Origin of the sequence: Sphingomonas zeicaulis, from assembly GCF_050433225.1 — a bacterium.
Classification (GTDB): domain Bacteria; phylum Pseudomonadota; class Alphaproteobacteria; order Sphingomonadales; family Sphingomonadaceae; genus Sphingomonas_D; species Sphingomonas_D zeicaulis.
Genome location: NZ_JBNPXQ010000009.1, coordinates 31,474 through 52,942 on the forward strand (window position 1 = coordinate 31,474; position 21,469 = coordinate 52,942).

At 66.2% G+C, this 21,469-nt stretch carries 15 protein-coding genes; 10 read left to right on the forward strand and 5 right to left on the reverse strand.

Annotated features, from left to right (window positions below; all coding sequences use genetic code 11):
* The first annotated feature begins 122 nt into the window (after positions 1–122).
* The 3 genes from FHS96_RS23800 to FHS96_RS23810 are packed head-to-tail and all read left to right on the forward strand — an operon-like array spanning position 123 to position 5,666.
* Positions 123–1,589: a Wadjet anti-phage system protein JetA family protein gene (locus FHS96_RS23800; protein WP_429597898.1), complete on the forward strand. Its 1,467-nt coding sequence runs from the start codon at positions 123–125 to the stop codon at positions 1,587–1,589.
* On the forward strand, positions 1,567–2,265 hold the full coding sequence (locus FHS96_RS23805; protein WP_429597899.1) for a DUF4194 domain-containing protein: 699 nt from the start codon (positions 1,567–1,569) through the stop codon (positions 2,263–2,265). The genes FHS96_RS23800 and FHS96_RS23805 overlap by 23 nt, the downstream gene beginning before the upstream one ends.
* The gene (locus FHS96_RS23810) at positions 2,262–5,666 is read left to right on the forward strand and encodes an SbcC/MukB-like Walker B domain-containing protein (RefSeq protein WP_429597901.1); all 3,405 of its coding nucleotides are present in this window, start codon (positions 2,262–2,264) and stop codon (positions 5,664–5,666) included. Before FHS96_RS23805 ends, FHS96_RS23810 begins: the two co-directional genes overlap by 4 nt.
* 110 nt (positions 5,667–5,776) lie before the next feature.
* Here the strand turns inward: FHS96_RS23810 and FHS96_RS23815 are convergent, their stop codons facing one another.
* Entirely contained in the window at positions 5,777–6,670 is an 894-nt protein-coding gene (locus FHS96_RS23815) for a LysR family transcriptional regulator (protein ID WP_429597903.1), read from the reverse strand.
* A gap of 93 nt (positions 6,671–6,763) precedes the next feature.
* Here FHS96_RS23815 and FHS96_RS23820 point away from each other — a divergent pair, with 93 nt between their 5' ends.
* Complete coding sequence (locus FHS96_RS23820) at positions 6,764–7,588, forward strand: SDR family oxidoreductase (RefSeq protein ID WP_429597905.1); 825 nt, start codon at positions 6,764–6,766, stop codon at positions 7,586–7,588.
* Positions 7,589–7,631: 43 nt separating this feature from the next.
* Here the strand turns inward: FHS96_RS23820 and FHS96_RS23825 are convergent, their stop codons facing one another.
* Positions 7,632–8,837 (reverse strand): LysR family transcriptional regulator, encoded by a 1,206-nt coding sequence (locus FHS96_RS23825; RefSeq protein ID WP_429597907.1) that lies wholly within the window; start codon positions 8,835–8,837, stop codon positions 7,632–7,634.
* A 109-nt stretch (positions 8,838–8,946) separates the two neighbouring features.
* Between FHS96_RS23825 and FHS96_RS23830 the strand changes: the two genes are divergently transcribed.
* From FHS96_RS23830 to FHS96_RS23855, 6 genes are all read left to right on the forward strand, one after another.
* Positions 8,947–10,785, forward strand: a complete 1,839-nt coding sequence (locus FHS96_RS23830) for a phosphoenolpyruvate carboxykinase (GTP) (protein ID WP_429597909.1) — start codon at positions 8,947–8,949, stop codon at positions 10,783–10,785.
* Between the two features lie 240 nt (positions 10,786–11,025).
* Positions 11,026–11,598: an RNA polymerase sigma factor gene (locus tag FHS96_RS23835; protein WP_429597911.1), complete on the forward strand. Its 573-nt coding sequence runs from the start codon at positions 11,026–11,028 to the stop codon at positions 11,596–11,598.
* Positions 11,599–11,678: 80 nt separating this feature from the next.
* Positions 11,679–12,641 (forward strand): FecR family protein, encoded by a 963-nt coding sequence (locus FHS96_RS23840; protein WP_429597913.1) that lies wholly within the window; start codon positions 11,679–11,681, stop codon positions 12,639–12,641.
* Positions 12,642–12,734: 93 nt separating this feature from the next.
* Positions 12,735–15,917 (forward strand): TonB-dependent receptor, encoded by a 3,183-nt coding sequence (locus tag FHS96_RS23845; RefSeq protein WP_429597915.1) that lies wholly within the window; start codon positions 12,735–12,737, stop codon positions 15,915–15,917.
* Positions 15,918–15,986: 69 nt separating this feature from the next.
* On the forward strand, positions 15,987–16,973 hold the full coding sequence (locus FHS96_RS23850; RefSeq protein WP_429597917.1) for a phospholipase C/P1 nuclease family protein: 987 nt from the start codon (positions 15,987–15,989) through the stop codon (positions 16,971–16,973).
* Between the two features lie 95 nt (positions 16,974–17,068).
* Positions 17,069–18,628 carry an alkaline phosphatase D family protein gene (locus FHS96_RS23855; protein ID WP_429597919.1) on the forward strand — a complete coding sequence of 520 codons (1,560 nt, stop codon included), beginning with the start codon at positions 17,069–17,071 and terminating at the stop codon, positions 18,626–18,628.
* 3 nt (positions 18,629–18,631) lie between these two features.
* On the opposite strand, the gene FHS96_RS23860 is transcribed toward FHS96_RS23855, so the two are convergent.
* The 3 genes from FHS96_RS23860 to FHS96_RS23870 form a co-directional block, all read right to left on the reverse strand.
* Positions 18,632–19,519, reverse strand: a complete 888-nt coding sequence (locus tag FHS96_RS23860) for an exonuclease domain-containing protein (RefSeq protein WP_429597921.1) — start codon at positions 19,517–19,519, stop codon at positions 18,632–18,634.
* A gap of 262 nt (positions 19,520–19,781) precedes the next feature.
* Complete coding sequence (locus FHS96_RS23865; protein ID WP_429597922.1) at positions 19,782–20,426, reverse strand: hydrolase; 645 nt, start codon at positions 20,424–20,426, stop codon at positions 19,782–19,784.
* A 132-nt stretch (positions 20,427–20,558) separates the two neighbouring features.
* Positions 20,559–21,428, reverse strand: a complete 870-nt coding sequence (locus FHS96_RS23870; RefSeq protein WP_429597924.1) for a pirin family protein — start codon at positions 21,426–21,428, stop codon at positions 20,559–20,561.
* Positions 21,429–21,469 lie beyond the last annotated feature (41 nt).

A 21,469-nucleotide genomic window follows, 5' to 3' on the forward strand; every position in this document is an offset into this window, starting at 1 on the left:
CGCGAATTGACCGGGCCATTCTGCACCAGCCTGCCGCGTGCGTCCACCGGGGCGAGAGGGCTTGCGCTTGCCCCTCGGCACACACCCCTCTATCGGAGCCGGCCGTAGGGCGTAGGGTGTCGATGCAACGTATCAGTGACGGTGAGGAAGCGCGGGATGTGTTGTTCGGGCATTTGCCCGCGGGCCTGTTCGGCGTGCTCTCCTCTCCCGCGCGGCGGGATTATGCGCGGCTGATCCTGGCGGTCTATCGTGAGTATTTCGGCGAGAATTATGCCAACGCCGTCCGCAAGGACGATCTCGTCGCCTTCATCGCGGTGCAGCTCGACCGGCTTTCGGACATCGCCGAGGATTTCGCGGCGGACGCGGCCAATGCCGATGCCAGCCAGAACCCGCTCAACGTCTACCAGCGGCTGACCGCCGCCGGCTGGCTGGTCGAGCACAAGCGCGGCTATGTCCAGATGGTCGATCTCGACGCGTCGGTCTCGCTGCTGCTCGAGGCGCTGGACGCGATCGAGGAGGGCGAGGCGATCCATTTCGGCGGCACCATCGCCGCGATCGAAAGCGTGATCGAGCGGCTGGGCGACGATCCGTTCGACAAGGCATCGTCGCTGGCGGACAGCGCGCAGCGCGCCCGGCGCTTCCAGCAGCATCTGTCCGCGATCATCGGCAATCTGCGCGCGCATGAGCAGAAGATCGTCGCCGATCCGCAGCCGGCGCGCATCCTCGCCAATTTCTTCCGCTTCGTGGAGGAGGTGCTGATCTCCGACTATCGGGCGATCAAGACGACCAACAACCCGTTCCGCCACCGCAGCCGCATCCTGCTGAGGATCGCCGGCTATGAGAATGACCCCGCGATCCTCGCCGCCTTCGCGCGCGGCTATCAGGCGCAGGGGCTTGCCACCGGCGAGGAGATGGCGCGGCACAAGGTGCGCCAGCATCTGGATCAGGTGAAGCGCATCTTCGACGCCGCCGAGGACCGGCTCGACGAGATCGACGCCTTCCGCAGCCGCTTCGAGCAGCGCATCACCCGCACGATCAGCTATATGCGCGAGGTCGACAGCTCGACCCTGGGCCGGATCACCCAATTGCTGCGCGGCATTGCTGCGCAGCAGATCGGCTGGGACGCGCCCGTCGACACCCCCGCGGACCTTGCCGATCCGGTGCGCTGCTGGGGGCCGGACAGCCTCGCCACGCCCACCGTGCGGCGTATCGTCGCGATGCCGACCAGCATCGCGCGCCAATCGATCGACCCCGCGCTCGTCGCCTATGACCAGGCGCAGAAGGCGTGGCTGCTGCGCCTGTCCGTCACCCCCGTAAAGGTCGCCGCTTATATCGAGCGCAACTTGGGCGAGCGCGCCGCGCTGGACGCGGCGGACTTCACCATCGCCGGGCCAGACGAGGCGCTGCTGCTGCAGGGCGCGCGCCAGATCGACATGATGGGCAACAAGGAATTGCTGCGTCGCTTCCGCGTCGTCCACCTTCCCGGCCGGCTCGTCGAAACCGATTGGTCCGCCTTCACCGCCTTCCGTATCGAACGCACAACCCCTTCATCCAAGACCGGACAGAATGACGCGCGACACGCTGCTTGACCTCGAAGAGCTTCTCGAAAAACCGCAAAATGCCGATCTGTCGAAGGAGATGATGGTGCGCGCCGCGGATCGCCTGCTGGCGCAGCAATGCCTGTTCCGCGACGATCATGGCGCCGCCGCCGCCTATGATCTGGTGCTGCGCCACCGCGGCTATTTCACCGGCCTGTTCGATGCGATCGGCCGCGGCCTGATGATCCGCGAGGAGGAGATGATGATCGAGCTGCGCCCGCTCGAAAGCCTCGCGCGCAGCACCTTGTCGGTCGACGAGACGATCATCCTGCTCGCGCTGCGCGCCGCCTTCGAACAGGGCGTGGCGACGATGGCGCAGGAGGAATTCGGCCATGTCGAGACCAGCTCGATGGAGGTGATGGAGCGTTACGACCAGTGGGTGGCGCGCGCGCGCCCGCCCTGGCCGCGCGTGCGCCGCATCCTCGACGCGTTCCGCCGCCGCCGCTTCGTCGATCTGGGCGACGAGTTCCCGGAGGAAAATGGCGTGGCGATCACCATCCGCCCGGCGATCCGCGGGGTGACCGGCGAGGCATGGCAGGCGCGGATCGAGGAATGGATCAAGGCCAGCGACGTGCGCCGCACCGGGCAGGATCCGGGCGCCGGCATCGCCCCCGACGACGAGGAAGAGGAGGCGCCGGCAGCGGCGGCCGAGGAGAGCGACCGGTGATCAAGCTTGCCCGCATCAACCTGATCAACTGGTACACCTTCCAGCGGCTGAGCATCGACCTGAGGGACAGCACGGCGCTGATCGGCCCCAACGGTGCTGGCAAATCATCGATCCTGGATGCGATCCAGATCGTGCTGACCGGCAACAACCGCAATTATTTCCAGTTGAACGCCAGCGCCAACGTGACCGCGGGGCAGACCAGGCGCACCGGCGAGCAGCGTTCGGTGTTCGACTATTGCCTGGGCAAGGTGGCGGGCGAAACGCTGCGCGAGCGCTGCATCTCCTATCTGTCGCTGGTGTTCGAGCGCGAGCATGACGGGCGCTGCTGGACGATCGGGCTTGGTCTGAGCGCAGTCGACGGCGAGCAGGACGAGGAGGTGCTGGGCGCCTTCATCGCGCCGGACCAGTCGCTGACCGATGCGGACTTCCTGGAGGATGACGGCGCCGACGCGCGGATCCTGCCCTATGACCAGCTCGTCACGCGGCTGAAACGGACGGCGGGGTTCGAGAATCTCGGCCACCGCCCCACCCATTTCACTCGCCGCGTGCTGACCGCGCTGGGCGGCAAGGGCCATCATGCCGATGCTGACAAATTCCTGAAGACCTTGCGCAACGGCCTGCGCATCCGCGAGATGAAGAGCGCGACCGAATTCGTCCGCGAATTCATGCTCGATCCGGCGGGGCTCAATGTGGAAGCGCTGCGCAAGTCGGTCGCCACCTGGCGCGGGCTGCTGGAGACGATCGAGAATCTGGAGGTGCAGAAGAAGCAGGTGGGCGAGGCGATCGCCGCCTATCGCGAACTGCTCGACCGGATCGAGGATGAAGGCCGCTTCCGCTGGGTGGAAAGCAAGGCGGAGCGTGACCGGCTGGAGGCGCATCTCACCCACGTCACCGCGCAGCACCGTGAGAGCATCGAGGCGCAGGATGCAGCGGACCGCGCGCTGGCGCTGACCCGCGACGCGATCGAGCGGATCGGCGGCGAGATGCGCGAGATCACCCGCGCGCTCGACAATGACACCAAGGAACAGGCGATCCGCGAATTCCGCAAGATCGACCTGCCGATCGCCGAGCGCGACCATCAGGCGGCGGAGGCGCGCTACCAGGGCTTTCTTGCCGCGATCGTCGGCGCGGTGGGGCTGGTCGATCGCATCGTGCCGGTGGGCGGCGGCGAGGAGGCGCGGCAGGTGGCCGAGGCGCTGGCAGCGCTGCGCAGCCGGGTGGGCGACGGCACGCCGATGAGCGCCCGCGACGTCGACCGGATCGTCGCGCAGGCGGTGGCGCCGCTGGAGCTTTATGTCGGCCGCGCGCAGCAGCAGCGCGATACCCACCTTGCCCGCATCGCCGCGCTGAAGGCGAGCATCGGCGAGCGACGCGAACAGCTCCGCACGATGCGTGGCGGCGGAGTGATGCTGGCCAATGGCACGACGCGGCTGATCCAGCATCTCGCCGCGCATGGCATCGCGGCGAAATCGGTGGCGGAACTGGTCGAGGTGATCGAGCCGGTGTGGGCGGACGCGGCGGAGACCCTGCTCGGCGCGGCGCGCGAGGCGCTGATCGTGGCGCCCGAGCATGCAGAAACCGCGATCGGGCTGCTGCGCCGGCAGCGCCGCGACTTCATCGGCACGCAGATCGTCAACACCACGCGCAGCCGCGATGTCGGGCAGGTGCCCGCGGTGGGGAGCCTCGCGGACGTGATCGCGACCGACGATCCCCACGCCCGCGCCTTCATCAACCGCCGGCTGAACGGCGTGCGCCGCGTGCAGACCGAGAAGGAATTGCTCTCGCATGATCGCGCGGTGACGCCGGATTGCCTCTCGGCCTCGGGCGGATCGATCGAGAATCGCCGCGCGGCGACGACGCGGCTGCTGGGCAAGGATGCGGCGGCGCGCAACATCCCGCTGGTGGAAGAGGCGATCGCGGGGGATGAGCGCGCGCTGGTCAACCATGAACAGGGCGCCAACGCGCTGGCGCTGCTGATCGCCGACATGGCACGCTTCGCGCAGGCGGCGGGCGGCGCCAAGCTGGCCGAGCTGGAGCGCGAGCGCCAGTCCGCCGCGGAGGCGGTGGCGCAGGTGCAGGACAATATCCGCACGCTGGAGGGCGAGCGGCCGGTGGCGATCCGCGAGCGGCTGGCCGATCTCGGCCGCGACCTCGAGGGCCATAAGGACGATCTGAAGGACGACGAGGCCGCGCAGCGCGTCGCCGCGCACAAGGTGGGCAGCGCCGAACAGACGATGCGCGCCGCGGCGGAGGAATTCTCGCGCGCCGATGCTGGTTTCGCTGAGCTGGGAGAGGTGGAGGGCGCCGGGGCGCTGTTCACGGCGCTGCTGGAGGAACAGGGCGGCATATTGCCGGCGGTGCGCAACGCCGCGCGCGAGCGGGCGGCGGGGGCGCGCGGCCGCGTCACCCAATTGCTCGGCCAGGCGCCGCAAAAGGCGCATGCCTTCGCCTATGAGGCGCGGATCCTCGACCAGTTCGATCGCGACGCCGGCCCCGCGGCGCAACTCGCCTGGCTGGAACGCCAGCAGGATGCGATCGTCACCAACACGCTGACCGACTATCGCGCCCAGGCCGAGGAGGCCCGCGCCGCGATCGAGACCGCGCTGAAGACCGACATGCTGGTGAAGCTGCATGACCGGCTGGAGGGCGCAAAACGCCAGATCGCCAGCCTCAACAAGAGCCTGAGCGTTCGGCCGTTCCACGGCGAACTCTATCGTTTCGAGGTGAAACCCGACCCCTTCTATGCCGAGATCGTCGAGATCGCGCGCCGCGTGCAGATGGACAGCATCGACGTGACGACCTTGTTCGACGGTGATGGCGAGGGGATCGAGCCGAGCCTGATGAAGGGCGTCGAGCGGCTGAAGCGGATGATCGACGAGGGAGAGAATGTCGAGCAGATCAGCGACTATCGCAACTATCTCCACTTCGAACTGCAGACGACAACGCTGGACGGCGGCCGGGTCACCTCGGATTATGCGAAGCGGCAGGGTAGCGGTTCGGGCGGCGAGAAGCAGGTGCCGTTCTACATCGCGATGGCCTGCGCGATGAACAATGTCTGCCATTCGGGCGAGGATGATCGCGAGCGGCTGGGGCTGGGCATCATCTTGTTCGACGAGGCGTTCAACGCGCTGGACGGCGGCAACGTCAATTCCTGCCTGAGCCTGCTGCGCCAGTTCAACCTGCAGGTGATCGCCTGCGCGCCGGTCGACAAGCTGGGCGTGTTCATGGAGCAGATGGACACCGTGCTCTCGATCCGCCGCATCGGTACGCAGACTATGCTCTATGCGGATTATCCCAAGGAAGAAGGCCGCCGGATGTTCCGCGAGGCAAACCCGGCGAACGAGCCGTTCGATCTGTTCAGGGAACGCTTCGCGGCGGAGGATGCGCAAGCGGCAGAGTAGACCAACCAGCCTTCTCTCCGCGGGCGCTGCTATTTCGGAGACACAATACCAAACTCCGGATACGTGCAGAGTTTAGTATTATGTCCCCGATATAGGGTGCCGCCATGTCCTCAATCTCCGCTTTGTCGCAGCACGTCTATGAACGCCCGCAGCACCGCCGGCACATGGCGGTTGCCCGCATAATATAGACACAGCCCCTCGATCCACGGGCACCATTCCTCCAGCAGCGGCACCAGCCGGTCGTCCGCCAGCGCGTCCGCGGCATAGGGCTCCGGCACGAAGGCGATGCCGAGGCCGAGGATCGCGGCGTCCACCATCAGGCGGCTGTGGTCGAGGATGATGCTGCCCGGCACTTCCACCGCAAGCTCCTGCGTCCCCTTCACGAATTCCCAGCGATAGGGTTTGCCGCTCGGCAGGCGCTGGCGGATGCAGCGGTGGCGGCGCAGATCCTCCGGGCTCTGCGGCCGGCCGTGCGCCGCTACATAGGCGGGGGCGGCGACGGGGAGGAAGCGGATCGCGCCGGCGAAGGGCACCGCGATCATGTCCTGCGGCACCGCCTCACGCAGCCGCACGCCGGCATCGAACCCTTCGGCGACGATGTCGACCAGCCGGCCCTCGCTGACGAGATCGATCGCCGCGCGTGGGTGGCGCTGGAGGAAGCTGGGCACGACATGCTGCAGCAGCCAGCCGGCGCCGCCCTCATTGGCGTTGATCCGCAATGTGCCGGTCAGCTCCGCTCCGGACTGGCCGACCGCGTCCAGCATCTCGTCAAGATCGCGCAAGGTGGGGACGAGGCGCGCGAGCAGGGTCTCCCCCGCCTCGGTCGGCGCGACGCTGCGCGTGGTGCGGTGGAGCAGCCGCGCACCGAGCCGCGCCTCAAGCGCGCGCACCGCATGGCTGAGCGCCGAGCGCGACACGCCCAGCGCGTCCGCCGCACGCCGGAAGCTGCGGTACTGCGCCACCGCCGCAAAGGCGTTGAGATCGGTCAAGCTGACGTCGCTCATTCGTGCAAATTCCTCAACAGGTCATGCCGATTAGCTTTTCTTATCACATCAATGGCGGAGGCCTAAATCGTGAGCCGGAAGGAGATCATCATCATGACCAACTGGCTTATCACAGGCGCATCCTCGGGGCTCGGCCTCGGCATGGCGCGCAAATTGCTGGATCGCGGCGACCGCGTCGTCGCAACCGCGCGGCGCGTAGAGGCGCTGGACGACCTCGCCGCCGCGTATGGCGAGCGCCTGCATGTGCTCGCGCTCGACATCACCGATCGCGACGCGATCCGCGCCGCGGTGGCGGCGGCCTTCGCCGCGTTCGGGCGGATCGACCGCATCGTTTCCAATGCCGGCTACGGCCTGTTCGGCGCGGCGGAGGAACTGACCGACGACCAGCTTGACCGCCAAATCGCGACCAACCTCACCGGATCGATCCAGCTCATCCGCGCGGTGCTGCCGCATCTGCGCGCGCAGGGCGGCGGGCGGATCCTGCAGGTCTCGTCCGAGGGCGGGCAGATCGCCTATCCGAACTTCAGCGCCTATCACGCGACCAAATGGGGCATCGAGGGCTTCGTCGAGGGGGTGGCGCAGGAGGTGGCGCCGTTCGGCATCACGTTCACGATCATCGAGCCGGGCCCGACCGGCACCAATTTCGGCGCCGCGCTCGATCGCGCGCCAGAAAGCCCGGTTTATGACGCGACCCCGGCGGGTGCGGTGCGCCGCGCGGTGGCCGATGGCAGCTTCGTGATCAAGGGTGATGCCGACCGCACCGTCGATGCGATGATCGCCGCGGGCGATGCCGAAAAGCCGCCGCGCCGCATGGCGCTGGGCAGCACGGCCTATGAAAGCATCGAACGCGCATTGGTGGCGCGGCTGGAGGAGCTCCGCGCACAGCGGGATGTGGCGTTCGCGGCGGATATGAGCTGATGGACTGGACGGAGGGGGCGTCGCCCCCTCCCCTTACCTGCGCTTATCCAGCATCCTCTCCCGCAGGCTGCACCGCAGGCACATTGCGCTTCAGCGCCGCCATGAACGCTTCCTGCAACGATGTCGGATACCAGTCGCGCCGGGTGATGACGCCGATCGTCCGTTCGGTATCGGGTATTTCGGAGCGGATGCGGACGAGCGCGCCGGTTTCGATTTCTGATGGCACCTGGTCGACCGACAGCAATGTCAGGAAGTCGCTACGGCCGAGCACGCCGCGGATGAGCGCGACCGAGCCGCACTGGATCGGCGCCCGCGGCCGCGGCTTGCCGGCGCGATCGAACAATTGCTGCCACCGTTCGAGCAGCCCGGATGCACGCCGAGCGATGATCCAGGGAAAGGCCGCCAGATCCTCGAACCCGGCGACCCGCGTCGCGAGCGGATGATCGGCGCGGCCGATGATCGTAAGCCAATCGACGAACAGCGCCTCCTGATGAAGATCTCGCGGCGGATGTTCGCGCAGCGCCCCGACGATGACGTCGATCCTGCCGCTGCGCAGCAGTTCGACGAGTTCAAGATAGGCGCCTTCCACGACATCGACATGCGCGTCGGGCGCATGCCGCAGCAGGTCTGCGAGCGTCGCGGGGAGGAGCAGCGAGCGCGACAATGCCATCGCCCCGATCGCAAGCCGGCCGCCGCTGTGCACCGCCTCGTCCAGCGCGGTGCGCAATTCCGACACGCCCAAGGTAAAACCGTCTGCCAGTTTCGTGCCCGAGCGGGTCAGGCCGACGCCGCGGCCGCGGCGCTCGACCAGCGGCACGCCATAGAGTTGTTCTAGGTCGCGTACCGAGCGATGCAGCGCCGGCACCGAAACGCCCGCGATCTCTGCGCCGCGAACGAAGCTGCCGCCTTCGGACAGCCCCAGCAAACCGCGGACATGCGCCATCGTCAGATAGCGTTCGGTGCCCTTGCGCTGCGCATCGATGCGCCCGGTGCGTAGCGCCTTGCCGAACTGGTTGAGGCCGCGCCCGACCCGCCTCAGGATGCGGCGACCGACTGGCGTGACGACGATGCCGAGTGGCGTGCGCTCGAAAAGCTGGGTGCCGAAGGCGGTTTCCAGCTTGGCAAGCGCCTGGGTGAGCGCCGGCTGGGAGATCGCCGCCTCGCGCGCCGCCGTGCTCAGGCTACCGCTGGCATGCATGATTTCCAGCAGCCCTAGGTGGCGAAGGTTGAGGTCGAAAAGCTGGTCCACGCACCATCTTTAACCCAGGCTTATACCCTTCCGCTAATCATATTTGGGCCCGCGCGCCGATGGTTATATCGAGTACGGAAGATAGAGCGTTGCAGGGAGAAGGTCCGGGATGCTGGTAGATAGCGCAATCGAGCCCGCCGCAGCGGCGCATCCGGTTACCCATCAGGGTCTCGCCGACTGGGTTTCGCAGATCGCGGCGCTTACCCAGCCCGACGCGGTTTACTGGTGCGACGGCTCCCTCGAAGAGCGCGAGCGTCTCACACGACAGCTTGTCGATATCGGCACGCTTATCCCCCTCAATCCGGAACTTCGGCCTAATTCCTTCTATGCGCGCTCGGATCCCCGTGACGTTGCGCGGGTGGAGAGCCGCACCTTCATCTGTTCCGAGAAGGAATCCGACGCCGGCCCAACCAACAACTGGTTCGCGCCTGCGGCGATGCGGCAGAACCTCGATTCGCTGTTTGCCGGCTGTATGCGCGGGCGGACGATGTATGTCGTTCCATTCTGCATGGGGCCGCTCGAATCCGACAAGAGCGTGATCGGCGTCGAGATCACCGACAGCCCCTACGTCGTGCTTTCCATGGGCATTATGGCGCGCATGGGCGCGCCCGCGCTCGAAATGCTTGGGCCGGACGGATTCTTCGTGCCGTGCGTCCATTCGGTGGGCGCGCCGCTGGCCGCGGGCGAGGCCGACGTCGCCTGGCCCTGCAACGACGAGAAGTGGATCGTGCATTTCCCCGAAACGCTGGAAATCTGGTCCTATGGTTCGGGCTATGGCGGCAATGCGCTGCTCGGCAAGAAGTGCCTCGCGCTGCGGATCGCCAGCATCATGGCGCGTGACGGCGGCTGGCTGGCGGAGCATATGCTCATCCTGAAGCTGACCAATCCGGAAGGCGCGGTGCATTATGTCGCCGCGGCGTTTCCGAGCGCCTGCGGCAAGACCAATCTGGCGATGCTTGAACCGACCATCCCCGGCTGGACCGCCGAGACGGTGGGCGACGACATTGCCTGGATGCGCTTCGGTGCTGACGGCAGGCTTTACGCGATCAACCCGGAAGCCGGCTTCTTCGGCGTCGCGCCGGGCACCTCGCCGAGCACCAATGCCAACGCCATCGCAACCTTGGCGCGCGATACCATCTTCACCAACACCGCACTGACCCCTGAGGGCGACGTGTGGTGGGAGGGGCTGACCAAGACCCCGCCGGCGACGCTGACCGACTGGCAGGGCCGCGCCTGGACGCCGGAGAGCGGCACGCCCGCCGCGCATCCCAATGCCCGCTTCGCCGCGCCCGCCGACCAGTGCCCGTCGATCGCGCCGGAGTGGGACCAGCCGCAAGGCGTGCCGATCTCCGCAATCCTGTTCGGCGGCCGCCGCGCGAGCGTCGTGCCGCTGGTCGCCGAGGCCTATGACTGGGAACATGGCGTCTACATGGCCGCCAACATCGCGTCCGAGGGCACGGCAGCGGCGGAGAACAAGGTCGGGGAACTGCGTCGCGACCCGTTCGCGATGCTGCCCTTCTGCGGCTACAACATCGCCGATTATTTTGGCCATTGGCTGCACATCGGTGCCACCGCGCCCAACCCCGCAGTGCTGCCCCGTCTGTTCATGGTGAACTGGTTCCGCAAGAATGATGCCGGCCGCTTCATGTGGCCCGGCTTCGGCGAGAACTCGCGCGTCCTGAAATGGATCGTCGATCGCGTCGAGGGCAGCGCCGCAGCGGATGCCAGCCCGATCGGGCTTGTGCCGAGCGCGGATGCGCTGGACGTCGACGGGCTCGACATTGCCGCACCGGATCTCGAGCAATTGCTCTCGATCGATACCGCAGCCTGGCAGGACGAGGCCGGACGCAGCCGCGCCTATCTGGAGAGCTTCGGCGCGACCTTACCGCCCGCGCTGGTTCGCCAGCAAGACGCGCTGGAAAGCCGGCTGGCCGAAGCCGCCGAGTAAGACGCACGCGCTTGGGACGATCCCTCGACGGATCGTTCCGATGCGCTTCGCAGGCCAATATCGCGGCCCGCTCGCCAAGCGCGATGCGGGCTGCTTCTTATCGCCACAAGCGCCCTTCCGCGACAAGGCTGCTGCGCACTGATGCTGCACCGCAAAAAACCTCCCGCCCTGTAATCGAAGTTACTTTTTTCGCACCTAGAGGCGCCCGCACCACTCCCCTGGCCTTGCGGGTTTCTCGTCGTGACCGCCCCCCACGTCCGTCCGATCGATCGCTGGTTCATGGACGAAGTCCTGCCCCACGAACGCGCCTATCTCGATTATGCGCGCCGTACGGTGCGCAATGACGATGAGGCGGGCGACATGCTGCAGGATGTCTATGCGAAGCTATTCACGCTCGACGGGTGGAGCGCGATCGCCAATCCGCCAGGCTACGTGATGCGGATGATCCACAATTTGGCGATCGAGCGGATCCGGCAGGCGCGGGTGGTTACGATGCAGCCGCTGCCAGAACCGGCGATGACCGAAATCGCCGACGACAGGCCGGACAGTTTCCGCATCGTCGCGGCGCAATCGCAACTGGCGCGGGTCCAGCAGGCCATCGCCGCGCTGCCCGAACGCTGCCGGGTGGCGCTGGTGCGTCGCCGCCTCGCCGAGGATACGCCACGCGAGATTGCGAGCGACCTCGGCATCAGCATATCGACGTTCGAAAAGCGGCTGGCACGCGCGGTGGAACTGCTGACGCTCGCGCTGACGCCGCACGATCCGCCGGCCGACGCGGCACCGGAACAAGCGCGGGAGAAGATGCTTCTCTGACCGGAAGCCGCTTGATAGATGAATGGCGGCGGTCGATGCCCGATGATCGCGCCCTTTTTGCAGACTTACCACAAATGATGATGTCGAAAGACCCACTGGGTCAGGATGCCCTTATTGCCGAAGCGTCGCGCTGGCTTGCCGCGCTCGACGCAGGAAGCGCGCAGCCGGAGGCGTTCGAGGCATGGCGCCAGGCCAGTCCCGCGCATGCGGTCGCCTATGCACGCGTCGCTGCAAGTTGGGAGAGCGCCGCTGCTGCCGGACCGATGGCAACCGAGCCGGCAGTAGCCGATGCATCCGAGAGTGTGGTCGAGCCAGCCCCCGCCACCGCCAATCGCCGCCAATGGCTGAGGGCCGCCGCGGTCGCCTTACCGGTCATGATGCTGGGCTCGGGATTTTTCGCTCAGCGCGCCTACGCCTGGGACAATGCGACGACACGCGTCGGCGAGAAGCGACGGGTACCGCTGCCCGACGGCAGCGTCGCGTATCTCAACACGGACAGTTCGCTGTCCTGGCGTTTCACCGCCGGGAAAAGGATGTTGCGGCTCGACCGCGGCGAGTTGGCGCTGGACCTGCGCCCGGGCGGCGCCGCAGTGCTGCGCGCAAATGATGCCGCGCTGCCGCTTGCGCCCGGGCTGTTCGATGCGCGCATCAGGGATGGCCATGCCGAACTGACCCTGGTGGATGGCGCGGCGATGCCGCTTCCCGGTGGTGATCGGGCCATGGTGCTGCATCCAAAAATGTCGGTCATCGTCGATCAGGATCGCGCGCCGCGGCTGCAGCCACGCAGCACCGAGCAGGTCGAATCGCTGATGGCCTGGCGCGCCGGCGAGATCGTCTTCCTCGACCAGTCGGTCGCCGAGGCGACGGCGGATTTCAACCGCCACCTCACCCGCAAGATCATCGTCACCAACCCCGACCTCGCGCGCGAGAAGATCGGCGGGCGCTTCGATCTCAATCGGCCGGATCAATTCCTGCAAGCGGTTTCGCTGAGCCTCGACGCGCGCGTCGTTGCGACCCCGGGCGGCTATGAACTGACCCGCTGAATTTTTTTAGCGCCGACTTGGAGGCAGTGCCCCTCCATCCCGTCATCCCCGTGAATGGCGCAGGTGTTGCGCCATGTCGGGGGAAAGATTTCCATGTCCGTCCGTACGTTCACGTCGCTTGCTGCTGCCCTGATCGCTTCGACCGCGCTCGTCGCCGCCCCGGCGCAGGCGGTATCCGTCTATTTCGATGTTCCCGCCCAGTCGCTCGGCGCCGCGCTGATCGCCTTTTCCAAGCAGGCCGGGGTGAAGATCGTCTATCCCGCAGCGAGGATCCGCGGCGTAACCGCGCCGTCGGTGCGCGGCACGATGACGCGCCAGGAAGCGCTCGGCCGCCTGATCGCGGGTTCGGGGCTGCGCGTCGTCGGCGATGACGGCCAGGTCGTGGCGCTCGCGCAGGGCATGGTGGGAAACGTGCCCGCTGCTGCGCCGAGTGAACCGGCGCCGGATGCCGATCCCGAGATCGTCGTCACCGGCTATCGCCAGTCGATCGAGGAAGCCCTCGAGCAGAAGCGCGAGGCCAATGCGTTCGTCGATGTCGTGACCGCCGAGGATATCGGCAAGTTTCCAGACAAGAACGTCGCCGACGCGTTGCAGCGCATGCCGGGCGTTGTGATCACCCGCGATGGCGGCGAAGGCTCGCGCGTCAGCATCCGCGGCCTGCAGCCGGGCCTCACCCAGACTTTGCTCAACGGCAATTTCCTGGCCGGTGCCGACAGCGGCGATCCGCAGCGGTCGTTCAACTATGTGATGCTGCCTGCCAACTTCATCGCCAGCACCGAGGTCTACAAATCCTCCGAGGCGCGGCTTGAGGAAGGCGGTATCGGCGGCACCATCATCCTCAACACCCGCCGGCCGTTCGACGTGCCCTCAGGCTCGGGCTTCATCTCGACGGAGGGCACCTATTCCGACAACAGCGACAGGTTCGAACCGCAGATCGGTGCGCAATATTCCTGGAAGAACAAGGACGAGACGATCGGCTTCCTGATCGGCGGCGTCTACCAGAAGCGCACCAACCGCGAGATGCGCTCGACCGCGGGCACCTGGCGCTGGTGGAGCGACCGCGGCGCCGACGGGCGGGTGCTGGAACGCGCGACCGATGTGAACGGCAACCCGATCGCCAATGATGCGGCCGTCTCCTACTGGACCGGCGGCGGCCAGAGCACGATCGGCGGCGACCATTATACCGGCTATTGGGCACCGCAATCGGTGCGCGCCGAAATCTTCGATCAGGATCGCGAGCGCTTCGGCATCCAGGCCACCGCCCAGTTCCGCCCCACCGACACGCTGACCCTGACCGCCAACTATTTTCGGTTCGAGTATAGCAGCGACTATGTGATGAACCAGTTGACCATCCCCGAATGGGGCTATGGCAAGTTCTTCAGCGACGCCATGTTCGACCAGAGCGGCACGGTGATGAAGTCCGCCACCTTCGCCGTCGATGGCGCGCCGTGCCTGAACGCGAAGCCGATGTGCACGATGGAGACGCCGCGCCTGACCGGCTATTATTCGAAGGAGAAGCAGCACTCGCAAACCTTCGAGGGTGAGGCGCATTACAAGCGCGACCGATTCGATGCGATCCTCAAGGTCGGCAAGACGGCGTCGCGCGGCGGCCCCTCGATGCGCTTCCAGGTCGCCGCCAAGCCGCGCATCACCGTGACCGGGCAAGAGCAGAACGGCAACTTCCTTAGCGCGTGGGATCTCAGCAGCAAGGGCGTGGCGATGGAGTTCTCGCCCAACTTGCAAGACAATCTGATAAACGGCATCGCCCAGATCGACATCGGCGGCACCAATTCCAGCTTCACCAACAGCGCGATCGACCAGCCTTATGTGCAGCTCGACTTGACGCGCTCGTTCGACGACAGTTTCCTCCGCTCGATCCAGCTTGGCGGCAAATGGCGCAAGCTGGAGGTCCATCGCGAAACCGGCCGCAACGAATGGTATGCCGATGCCGCCAACAAGATCCGCTACCAGAACACGCCGCGAGGCGCGGTCGCGCAGCCCGAATATTTCTATGATACGCCGATGGGCAACATCAATGGCGGCTTCAGCGCGAACCTCTATCCGGGCGTTAACTTCGAACGCTATCTCGACATCATCAACGAGCGTTACGGCCCCTCGGTGCGCGAGCCCGAGCCCAACAATGTCTATGACCTCAGCGAAGAGGCGCTGGGCGGCTATGCGCAGGCGAATTTCGCGACCAGCGGGCTGCGCGGCAATATCGGGGTGCGCGTGGTTCAGACCATCCAGCGCGACGAGACCTCGGATAGGCTGCAATATCTGGTCGACTATTGCGTCGACGGCCCCAACGGCCCGTTCGATCCGAACCGGCCGCTGGGCGCGGACGGCAATTGCCAGGTGCTGCCGCTGACCCAGCGCGAGATCATCGAGAATATCCGGCTGCACGAGCGCAAGAGCTATACCGACGTGCTGCCGAGCATGAACCTCGCCTATGACGTCACCCCCACGCTGCTGCTGCGCGGCGCGGTGGCGAAGGTGGTGGCACGGCCGTCGATCTCCGACCTCGCCGGCGCCCGCTCGCTGACCTACAAGTCGGAAGCTTACGCCTTCGACCGCGATCAGTTCGGCGAGTTCGCGGGATGGTCCGGCAGCGGCGGCAACTCGCAGCTGAAAGCATTCAAGGCCTGGCAGTACGACATCGGCCTCGAATGGTATTTCCGCCCCGGTTCGGTGGTCGGCGCGACCGCGTTCCGCAAGGAGGTCTCCAACTTCATCGTGCCGCTGGTGATGGACGTCACCCGCGACGTGGCCGGCGAGCAGGTGCTGATCGAATCCTATTCGACGGTCGCCAACGGTTCGAGCGCGGTGTCGCAGGGCGTCGAGCTTTATGCCCAACATACCTTGCCCTTCGGCCTCGGCGTGCAGGTCAACTTCACCTATAACGACACCTCGACCGCCGACGTGACACTGGACGGCGAGAAGGTCGGCACCTCGCCGCTGGTCGGCAGCGCCAAGACCCAGTTCAACGCATCGCTGTTCTACGAGACGCGCCGGATGCTGCTGCGCGCATCCTACAACCGCCGCGGCACTGTGGTGGGCGGGCTCTCCTCGGGCCTCAACACCTATACCGCCCCCTATGAGCAGGTCGATCTCAACGCGTCCTACGAATTATGGGACGGGCTGATGCTGACCGCCTCGATCATCAACCTCACCAAGTCGCACGAGTGGCAGTATCTCGGCAGCGATACCAAGGACCGGCTGACCAGCTCGATCTATTCGGGTCGCCGTGCCTATGTCGGCGTGTCCTACAACTTCTGATCCCGCACACCGGCCGGATGCATGGCGCGTCCGGCCGGTTGCCGTTTCTCTCCGAAAAGCGATCAACTGATGCGCAGACTTGCCCTCATCGCCCTGTCGCTGCTCGCGACTGTGCAATCGTCCGCAGCGTTCGCCTGGGGCGGGCGCGGCCATGCCGTCATCGACCATGCCGCGCTTGACGCGCTGCCTGCGGACGGCCCGGTTTTCCTGCGCGATTACGCCGAATATATCGGCGAGGAGGCAGGCGCCCCCGACACCTGGCGCTCCTCCTCCGAGCCCTTTTCCAAGATCGACGAGGATCCCAACCACACCTGGTTCGTCGAGCGCCTGCGCTTCCTCGATCCGGTGCCGCGTTCGCGCTACGCCTTCGTGCTGGCGCTCCACCGCGAGCATGAACGGGTGCGGACGATCGACCTAAAGGCGGCCGAACGCCTCAACGTGCGTTGGACGGGCACGTTGCCCTATGCAGTGATGGAGGGATATGGCCGCATCGTCGCGGGAATGCGCAGCCTGCGCGCGAAGCGCTCACGGGGCGAGCCGACCGCCAATATCGAGCGGACCCTCGCCTTCTACACCGCCTGGATGTCGCACTATATCGGCGACGGCACCAACCCGCATCATGCCAGCATCCATTGCGAGGGCTGGGTCGGCGACAATCCGAAGGGATATACGCGCAGCGGCGGCATCCACGGCCATTTCGAGATCGGCTATGCCGACGCGATCGACCTTCAGCCCGCGGATTTCGCCGCGCGCATCGGCGCGCCGCAGCGGCAGGATGGCGATCTTCTCAGGCAGGTTCTCGCCTTCCTCGACGAGAGCAATGCCGAAGTCGAGACGATTTTCGATCTCGACAAGCGCGGCATCCTTTCCGACCCGTCGAGCAAGGAAGGGCGCGACTTCGTCTATCGCCGCAGCGCGGCGGGCGCGGCGATGCTACGCGACCTGCTCTACCGGGCCTGGAAGGAAAGCGCGAAGCCCAGCGTCGGCGACCCGCGCCCGCAGGATCCGGCCCACCCGAACTATGATCCCGAAACGGGTAGTGCCCCCGCCCCCTGATCCAGCGCACAACAATCTGGATGGCTGACATCAAATTGTCAGCTTTCGGGTGACAGTGCTCCCTCGCCCCCTCTTTTGCCCAGGATGTTCCCCTCATGACCATCGACCGCCGCACGCTGATGAAGACCGGGGCAGGCTTGCTGCTGTTCGCCGGCCTTCCCGCCCACGCTGCCGCGGCGGTGCTTGACCGGCCGCTCGGCGCGAACCCGTTTACGCTTGGCGTCGCTTCGGGCGATCCCTGGCCCGATGGCTTCGTGATCTGGACGCGCCTCGCCCCCCGCCCGCTCGACGAGCATGGCGGGATGCCGCAGGTAACGGTCCCCGTCACCTGGGAGGTCGCCGAGGATGAACGCTTTGCCCGCGTCGTGCGCAAGGGGGAGGCGATGGCGCGGCCCGAACTCGGCCATTCCGTTCATGTCGAGGTCGGCGGCCTCAGCCCGCATCGCCATTACTGGTATCGCTTCGCCGTGGCCGGCAGCGACGCCAGCCCGGTCGGCCGCGCACGCACCGCGCCCGCCGCCGACGCCGGGCTCGACCGGCTGCGCATCGGCGTCGCCGGCTGCCAGCATTGGGAAGCCGGGCTTTACGGCGCATGGGGGGCGCTAGCGCGCGAGCCCGACGTGGATCTCCTCTTCCACTATGGCGACTATATCTATGAGGGCGCAGGCCGGCCGGTGGCCGAGCATGTCGTGCGCAGCCATGCCGGCGACGAGATCTACAGCCTCGACGATTATCGCCGCCGCTACGCCCAGTACAAGGCGGACCCGCAGCTTCAGGCAGCGCACCAATCCTGCGCCTTCGCCTCGTCGTTCGACGATCACGAGGTGGACAACAACTGGGCCGGCGATTTCGATCAGGACGGCACCCCGCCCGAGGCCTTCCTGCTGCGCCGTATGGCGGGCTATCAGGCTTGGTATGAGAATATGCCGGTGCGCCGCGCGCAGATGCCGGGCCTTGAGGGCATTCGCGCCTTCCGCCGGCTGGACTTTGGCCGCCTGCTGCGCATGCATGTGCTCGATACACGCAGCTACCGTACCGATCAGTCGTGCAACGATATCGCCCGTGCCGACACCTGCACGCCCGAGGCGCATGCCAGCCCCGAAATGCTGGGACATGTGCAGGAGGCATGGCTGGACGAGGGGCTGGGCAACCAGCGGACCTGGAACCTGCTCGCCCAGCAGGTCATCGTCATGCCGCTCGATGTTCGCGCGCCTGGCCAGGACCGCCCGATCCTGGAAACTGACCTGTGGGACGGTTATCGCCCCGCCAAGGCACGCCTCGTCGAGAGCATCCGCCGCAACGGCCTCAGCAATGTGGTGATCGCCACCGGCGACCATCACAAACATGCAGCGGGCATCGTGCCGGAGAACGGCTTGACGCCGGACGGCAAGCCTGTCGCGGTGGAGTTCCTCGCAACGTCGATCTCTTCGGGCGGCAATGGCCGCGGCGAGGAGCCGTTCGCCCATGTCCTGCGCAACAATCCAAATCTCGATCTTTATACCGATCGGCGCGGCTACCAGCTTTTCGACATCACGCCCCAGCGCTGGACCACCGAGGTGAAGGTGATCGACGAGATCGAGAAGCCGGGCGGCGCGATCCGTACGCTGGTCGGCTATCAGGTTACGCCCGACCGCCCGGCGCTGCACCGGCTGTAAGCGTCAGGAGACGATCGGCAACGTGATGCGGGCGCGGATCTCCGCCTCGGTGACGATCCCGATTGCATTTCCCCTCTGCCGCAACGCGTCGGCGCGGCGATGCTCTTCGTGCGCGGTGACATAGCGGCCGAAGGGTTGATCGTTGCCGATGACCAGCATCGTCGTGGTGGTACCCACCGATGCCATGATGCGCGCGCCAGCTGCGGCGAGGCTGATGGCCAGCGCGCCATCGCGCGGCGCGCCCAGCAGTGCGACCCGTTCGCCCTTGAGGGGGCCGGTGGCGGCGGGTTTGGGCGCCGCCGCACCGCTCGTCCTTGCGGGCACCATCCAACCGGCGAGGTCGATGCCGGTATGTTCGATCGCGCGCAGGATGACCATACCGGCCGCGCGAGCGTCGCTGAGCGCATCATGATGCCGGTGCCGGATGCCCAAGAATTTGGTCAGCACGTTCAGGCGATGGCTCGGCAACTCCGGCCATGCCCGCTTGGCGACGCGCACGCTGTCCAGCCATTGCGTCTCGATCGGCGCACGCCGGTGAAGCTGGCAGGCAGCACCCAGCGCGCCCTTGTCGAAATAGGAATGCGCAACGGTAATGCGCCCCGACAGATGGCCATCGATGGTCGCATGAAGATCGGCGAAGCTCGGCTTGCCGGCGACATGATCGCAGGTGATGCCGTGGATGCGGGTATTGAAGGATGAGAAATCGTCGAGCGGGTCGACGAACGTCTCATAGTCGAAGATCTCCATCCCATCCTTGAAACCGACGATGCCGATCTGGCAGATGCTGCTGACGCGCTGGCATGCGGTCTCGACGTCGACCACGACGAAATCCGGGATGGTACCAGCCGCCGTTGCCGGAGCTTTGGGAGGTGACGCTAACTTCGCTCTCATCGCATCGACAATATCGAGGTCGACGCCCCAAGCACAACCATCATCGCTCGAAAGCGGCAGTGCTCCATCGCCCCGGGTGCAGCAGTTGCTGAACCCGAAAAGGCGTCCTCAGCCGGGTGGAATCATCGCGTTCGGACAGTCTGGACCAGCCCCAAGACTCGCGCCAACCGTTGCAACGTCGGCAGCCGGGAGCTTCCCGTTTTCGGCCGGCAGCGCCGACAGCGAATGGCGGCCGCCCGGGACCGCCGCCATCGCCTTTGCATTACACGCCGGCAGTCGCCGTCGCCGCCTTTTCCGGATTGAAGCCGTCGAAGCTCTCGAACACGTCCATGAAGCCCGGCACGGTCGCCTCGCGCGCCCAGTCGCGCTGCAGTTCGCAATACATCTGCACGCGGCTGATCAGCTTGGCACCCGCCTGCTCCACGCGACGCAGCGCTGCCTCATGCGCAGCGACCGAGGTGCCGCCGACGGCATCGACCGGCACATAGACCTCATAGCCCTCCTGGATCGCATCCAGCGCGGGGAAGGTCAGGCAGGCTTCGGTCCACAACGCCGTCATGATCAGCTTGCGCCGGCCGAGCGCCTTGACCGCCTGCTTGAATTCCGTGTCCTCCCAACTATTGATCGAGGTCCGATCATAGGTGGGCAGGTGGCCGAGCACCGCCTGCAGTTCCGCGATCGGCGGCTTGTTGCGGCCGGTGGCGACGTTCACCGTCGAATGGATGATCGGAAGCTTGTAGTTCACCGCCGCCTTGGCGGTGCTGACGATGTTGAACACCAGTTCGTCGCGCGGCATCGATCGGATCGAAGAAACCTGGATCGGCTGATAGTCGATGACGATGAAGGCCGAATTCTCCGGGGTGAGAAGATGATCGGTCTGTCCATTGCGGATCGCTTCGCTGGCCATTGGCAGCTCCCTTTTTCCTGATTGAACGTTCTGCGCCGGATGCGGGCCGGGGCCCCGATCGCGCGGGCGGGCGACGCACGACCCTCCGCACGAAAGAGGGGCCGGACCCGATGGACGAGTCCGGCCCCTCAATCACGCCGCGGCCGTTACGAAACGTCCGCTGTTGAAGTCGTCGGCAGCCTGGCGGATCTCCGCCTCGCTGTTCATCACGAACGGGCCATAGCCCACGATTGGTTCATCGATCGGCTCGCCGGTGAGGACCAGCAGCCTGGCGTCACCATCCGCGTGGATGCCGACGTCGCTGCCCTCGCGATCGAGCAGCAGGACCTCGGCCTCGCCGGCACCATGGCCGTCGGCCACCGTGACATGCCCGGTCAGCACCACGATCATCGCCGTATGGCCTTCGGGCAGGTCCAGCGTCAGATCCGCATCCGCCTTCAGGGTCAGATCCCAGACATTGATCGGCGTGAAGGTGTGCGCCGGCCCTTTGGCGCCGCGATAGGCACCGGCGATGATGCGCGCCTTGCCCGCACTGCCGGGGAGCGACACCACGGGGATATCGTCCTTTACGATGCCCTGATAGGCGCCGGGCGCCATCTTGTCCTTCGCAGGCAGGTTCACCCAGAGTTGCACCATGCGGAAGGGCCCACCCGTCCTTGCGAAGCCGGGTGAATGATACTCCTCATGAATGATGCCGCCGCCCGCAGTCATCCACTGGACGTCACCGGGGCCGATCACGCCGCCATTGCCGGCGGAATCACGATGCTCGACCTCACCGTCGAAGACGATGGAGACGGTTTCGAAGCCGCGATGGGGATGCTCGCCGACCCCGCGCCGCTCGTTGGTCGGCTCGAAAAAATGCGGGCCGGCATAGTCCAGCAGCAGGAACGGGCTGATGTGCGCGCCCAGCGTCCGGTACGAAAAAAGCGAACGGACGGGGAAGCCATCACCCACCCAATGTTGCCGGTCGTTGCCATAACGGCCGAGGATTTTCTTGGCCATTTCTCTTCTCCGATTGCGTTGCGCCAAACGACGCCTTGCGT

Excerpts from the sequence above, each read along its gene's own strand:
- FHS96_RS23800 (WP_429597898.1), top strand. The coding sequence starts at position 123 with ATGCAACGTATCAGTGACGGTGAGGAAGCGCGGGATGTGTTGTTCGGG.
- FHS96_RS23805 (WP_429597899.1), top strand. The coding sequence starts at position 1,567 with ATGACGCGCGACACGCTGCTTGACCTCGAAGAGCTTCTCGAAAAACCG.
- FHS96_RS23815 (WP_429597903.1), bottom strand. The coding sequence starts at position 6,670 with ATGAGCGACGTCAGCTTGACCGATCTCAACGCCTTTGCGGCGGTGGCG.
- FHS96_RS23820 (WP_429597905.1), top strand. The coding sequence starts at position 6,764 with ATGACCAACTGGCTTATCACAGGCGCATCCTCGGGGCTCGGCCTCGGC.
- FHS96_RS23830 (WP_429597909.1), top strand. The coding sequence starts at position 8,947 with ATGCTGGTAGATAGCGCAATCGAGCCCGCCGCAGCGGCGCATCCGGTT.
- FHS96_RS23840 (WP_429597913.1), top strand. The coding sequence starts at position 11,679 with ATGTCGAAAGACCCACTGGGTCAGGATGCCCTTATTGCCGAAGCGTCG.
- FHS96_RS23845 (WP_429597915.1), top strand. The coding sequence starts at position 12,735 with ATGTCCGTCCGTACGTTCACGTCGCTTGCTGCTGCCCTGATCGCTTCG.
- FHS96_RS23850 (WP_429597917.1), top strand. The coding sequence starts at position 15,987 with ATGCGCAGACTTGCCCTCATCGCCCTGTCGCTGCTCGCGACTGTGCAA.
- FHS96_RS23855 (WP_429597919.1), top strand. The coding sequence starts at position 17,069 with ATGACCATCGACCGCCGCACGCTGATGAAGACCGGGGCAGGCTTGCTG.
- FHS96_RS23860 (WP_429597921.1), bottom strand. The coding sequence starts at position 19,519 with ATGAGAGCGAAGTTAGCGTCACCTCCCAAAGCTCCGGCAACGGCGGCT.
- FHS96_RS23865 (WP_429597922.1), bottom strand. The coding sequence starts at position 20,426 with ATGGCCAGCGAAGCGATCCGCAATGGACAGACCGATCATCTTCTCACC.
- FHS96_RS23870 (WP_429597924.1), bottom strand. The coding sequence starts at position 21,428 with ATGGCCAAGAAAATCCTCGGCCGTTATGGCAACGACCGGCAACATTGG.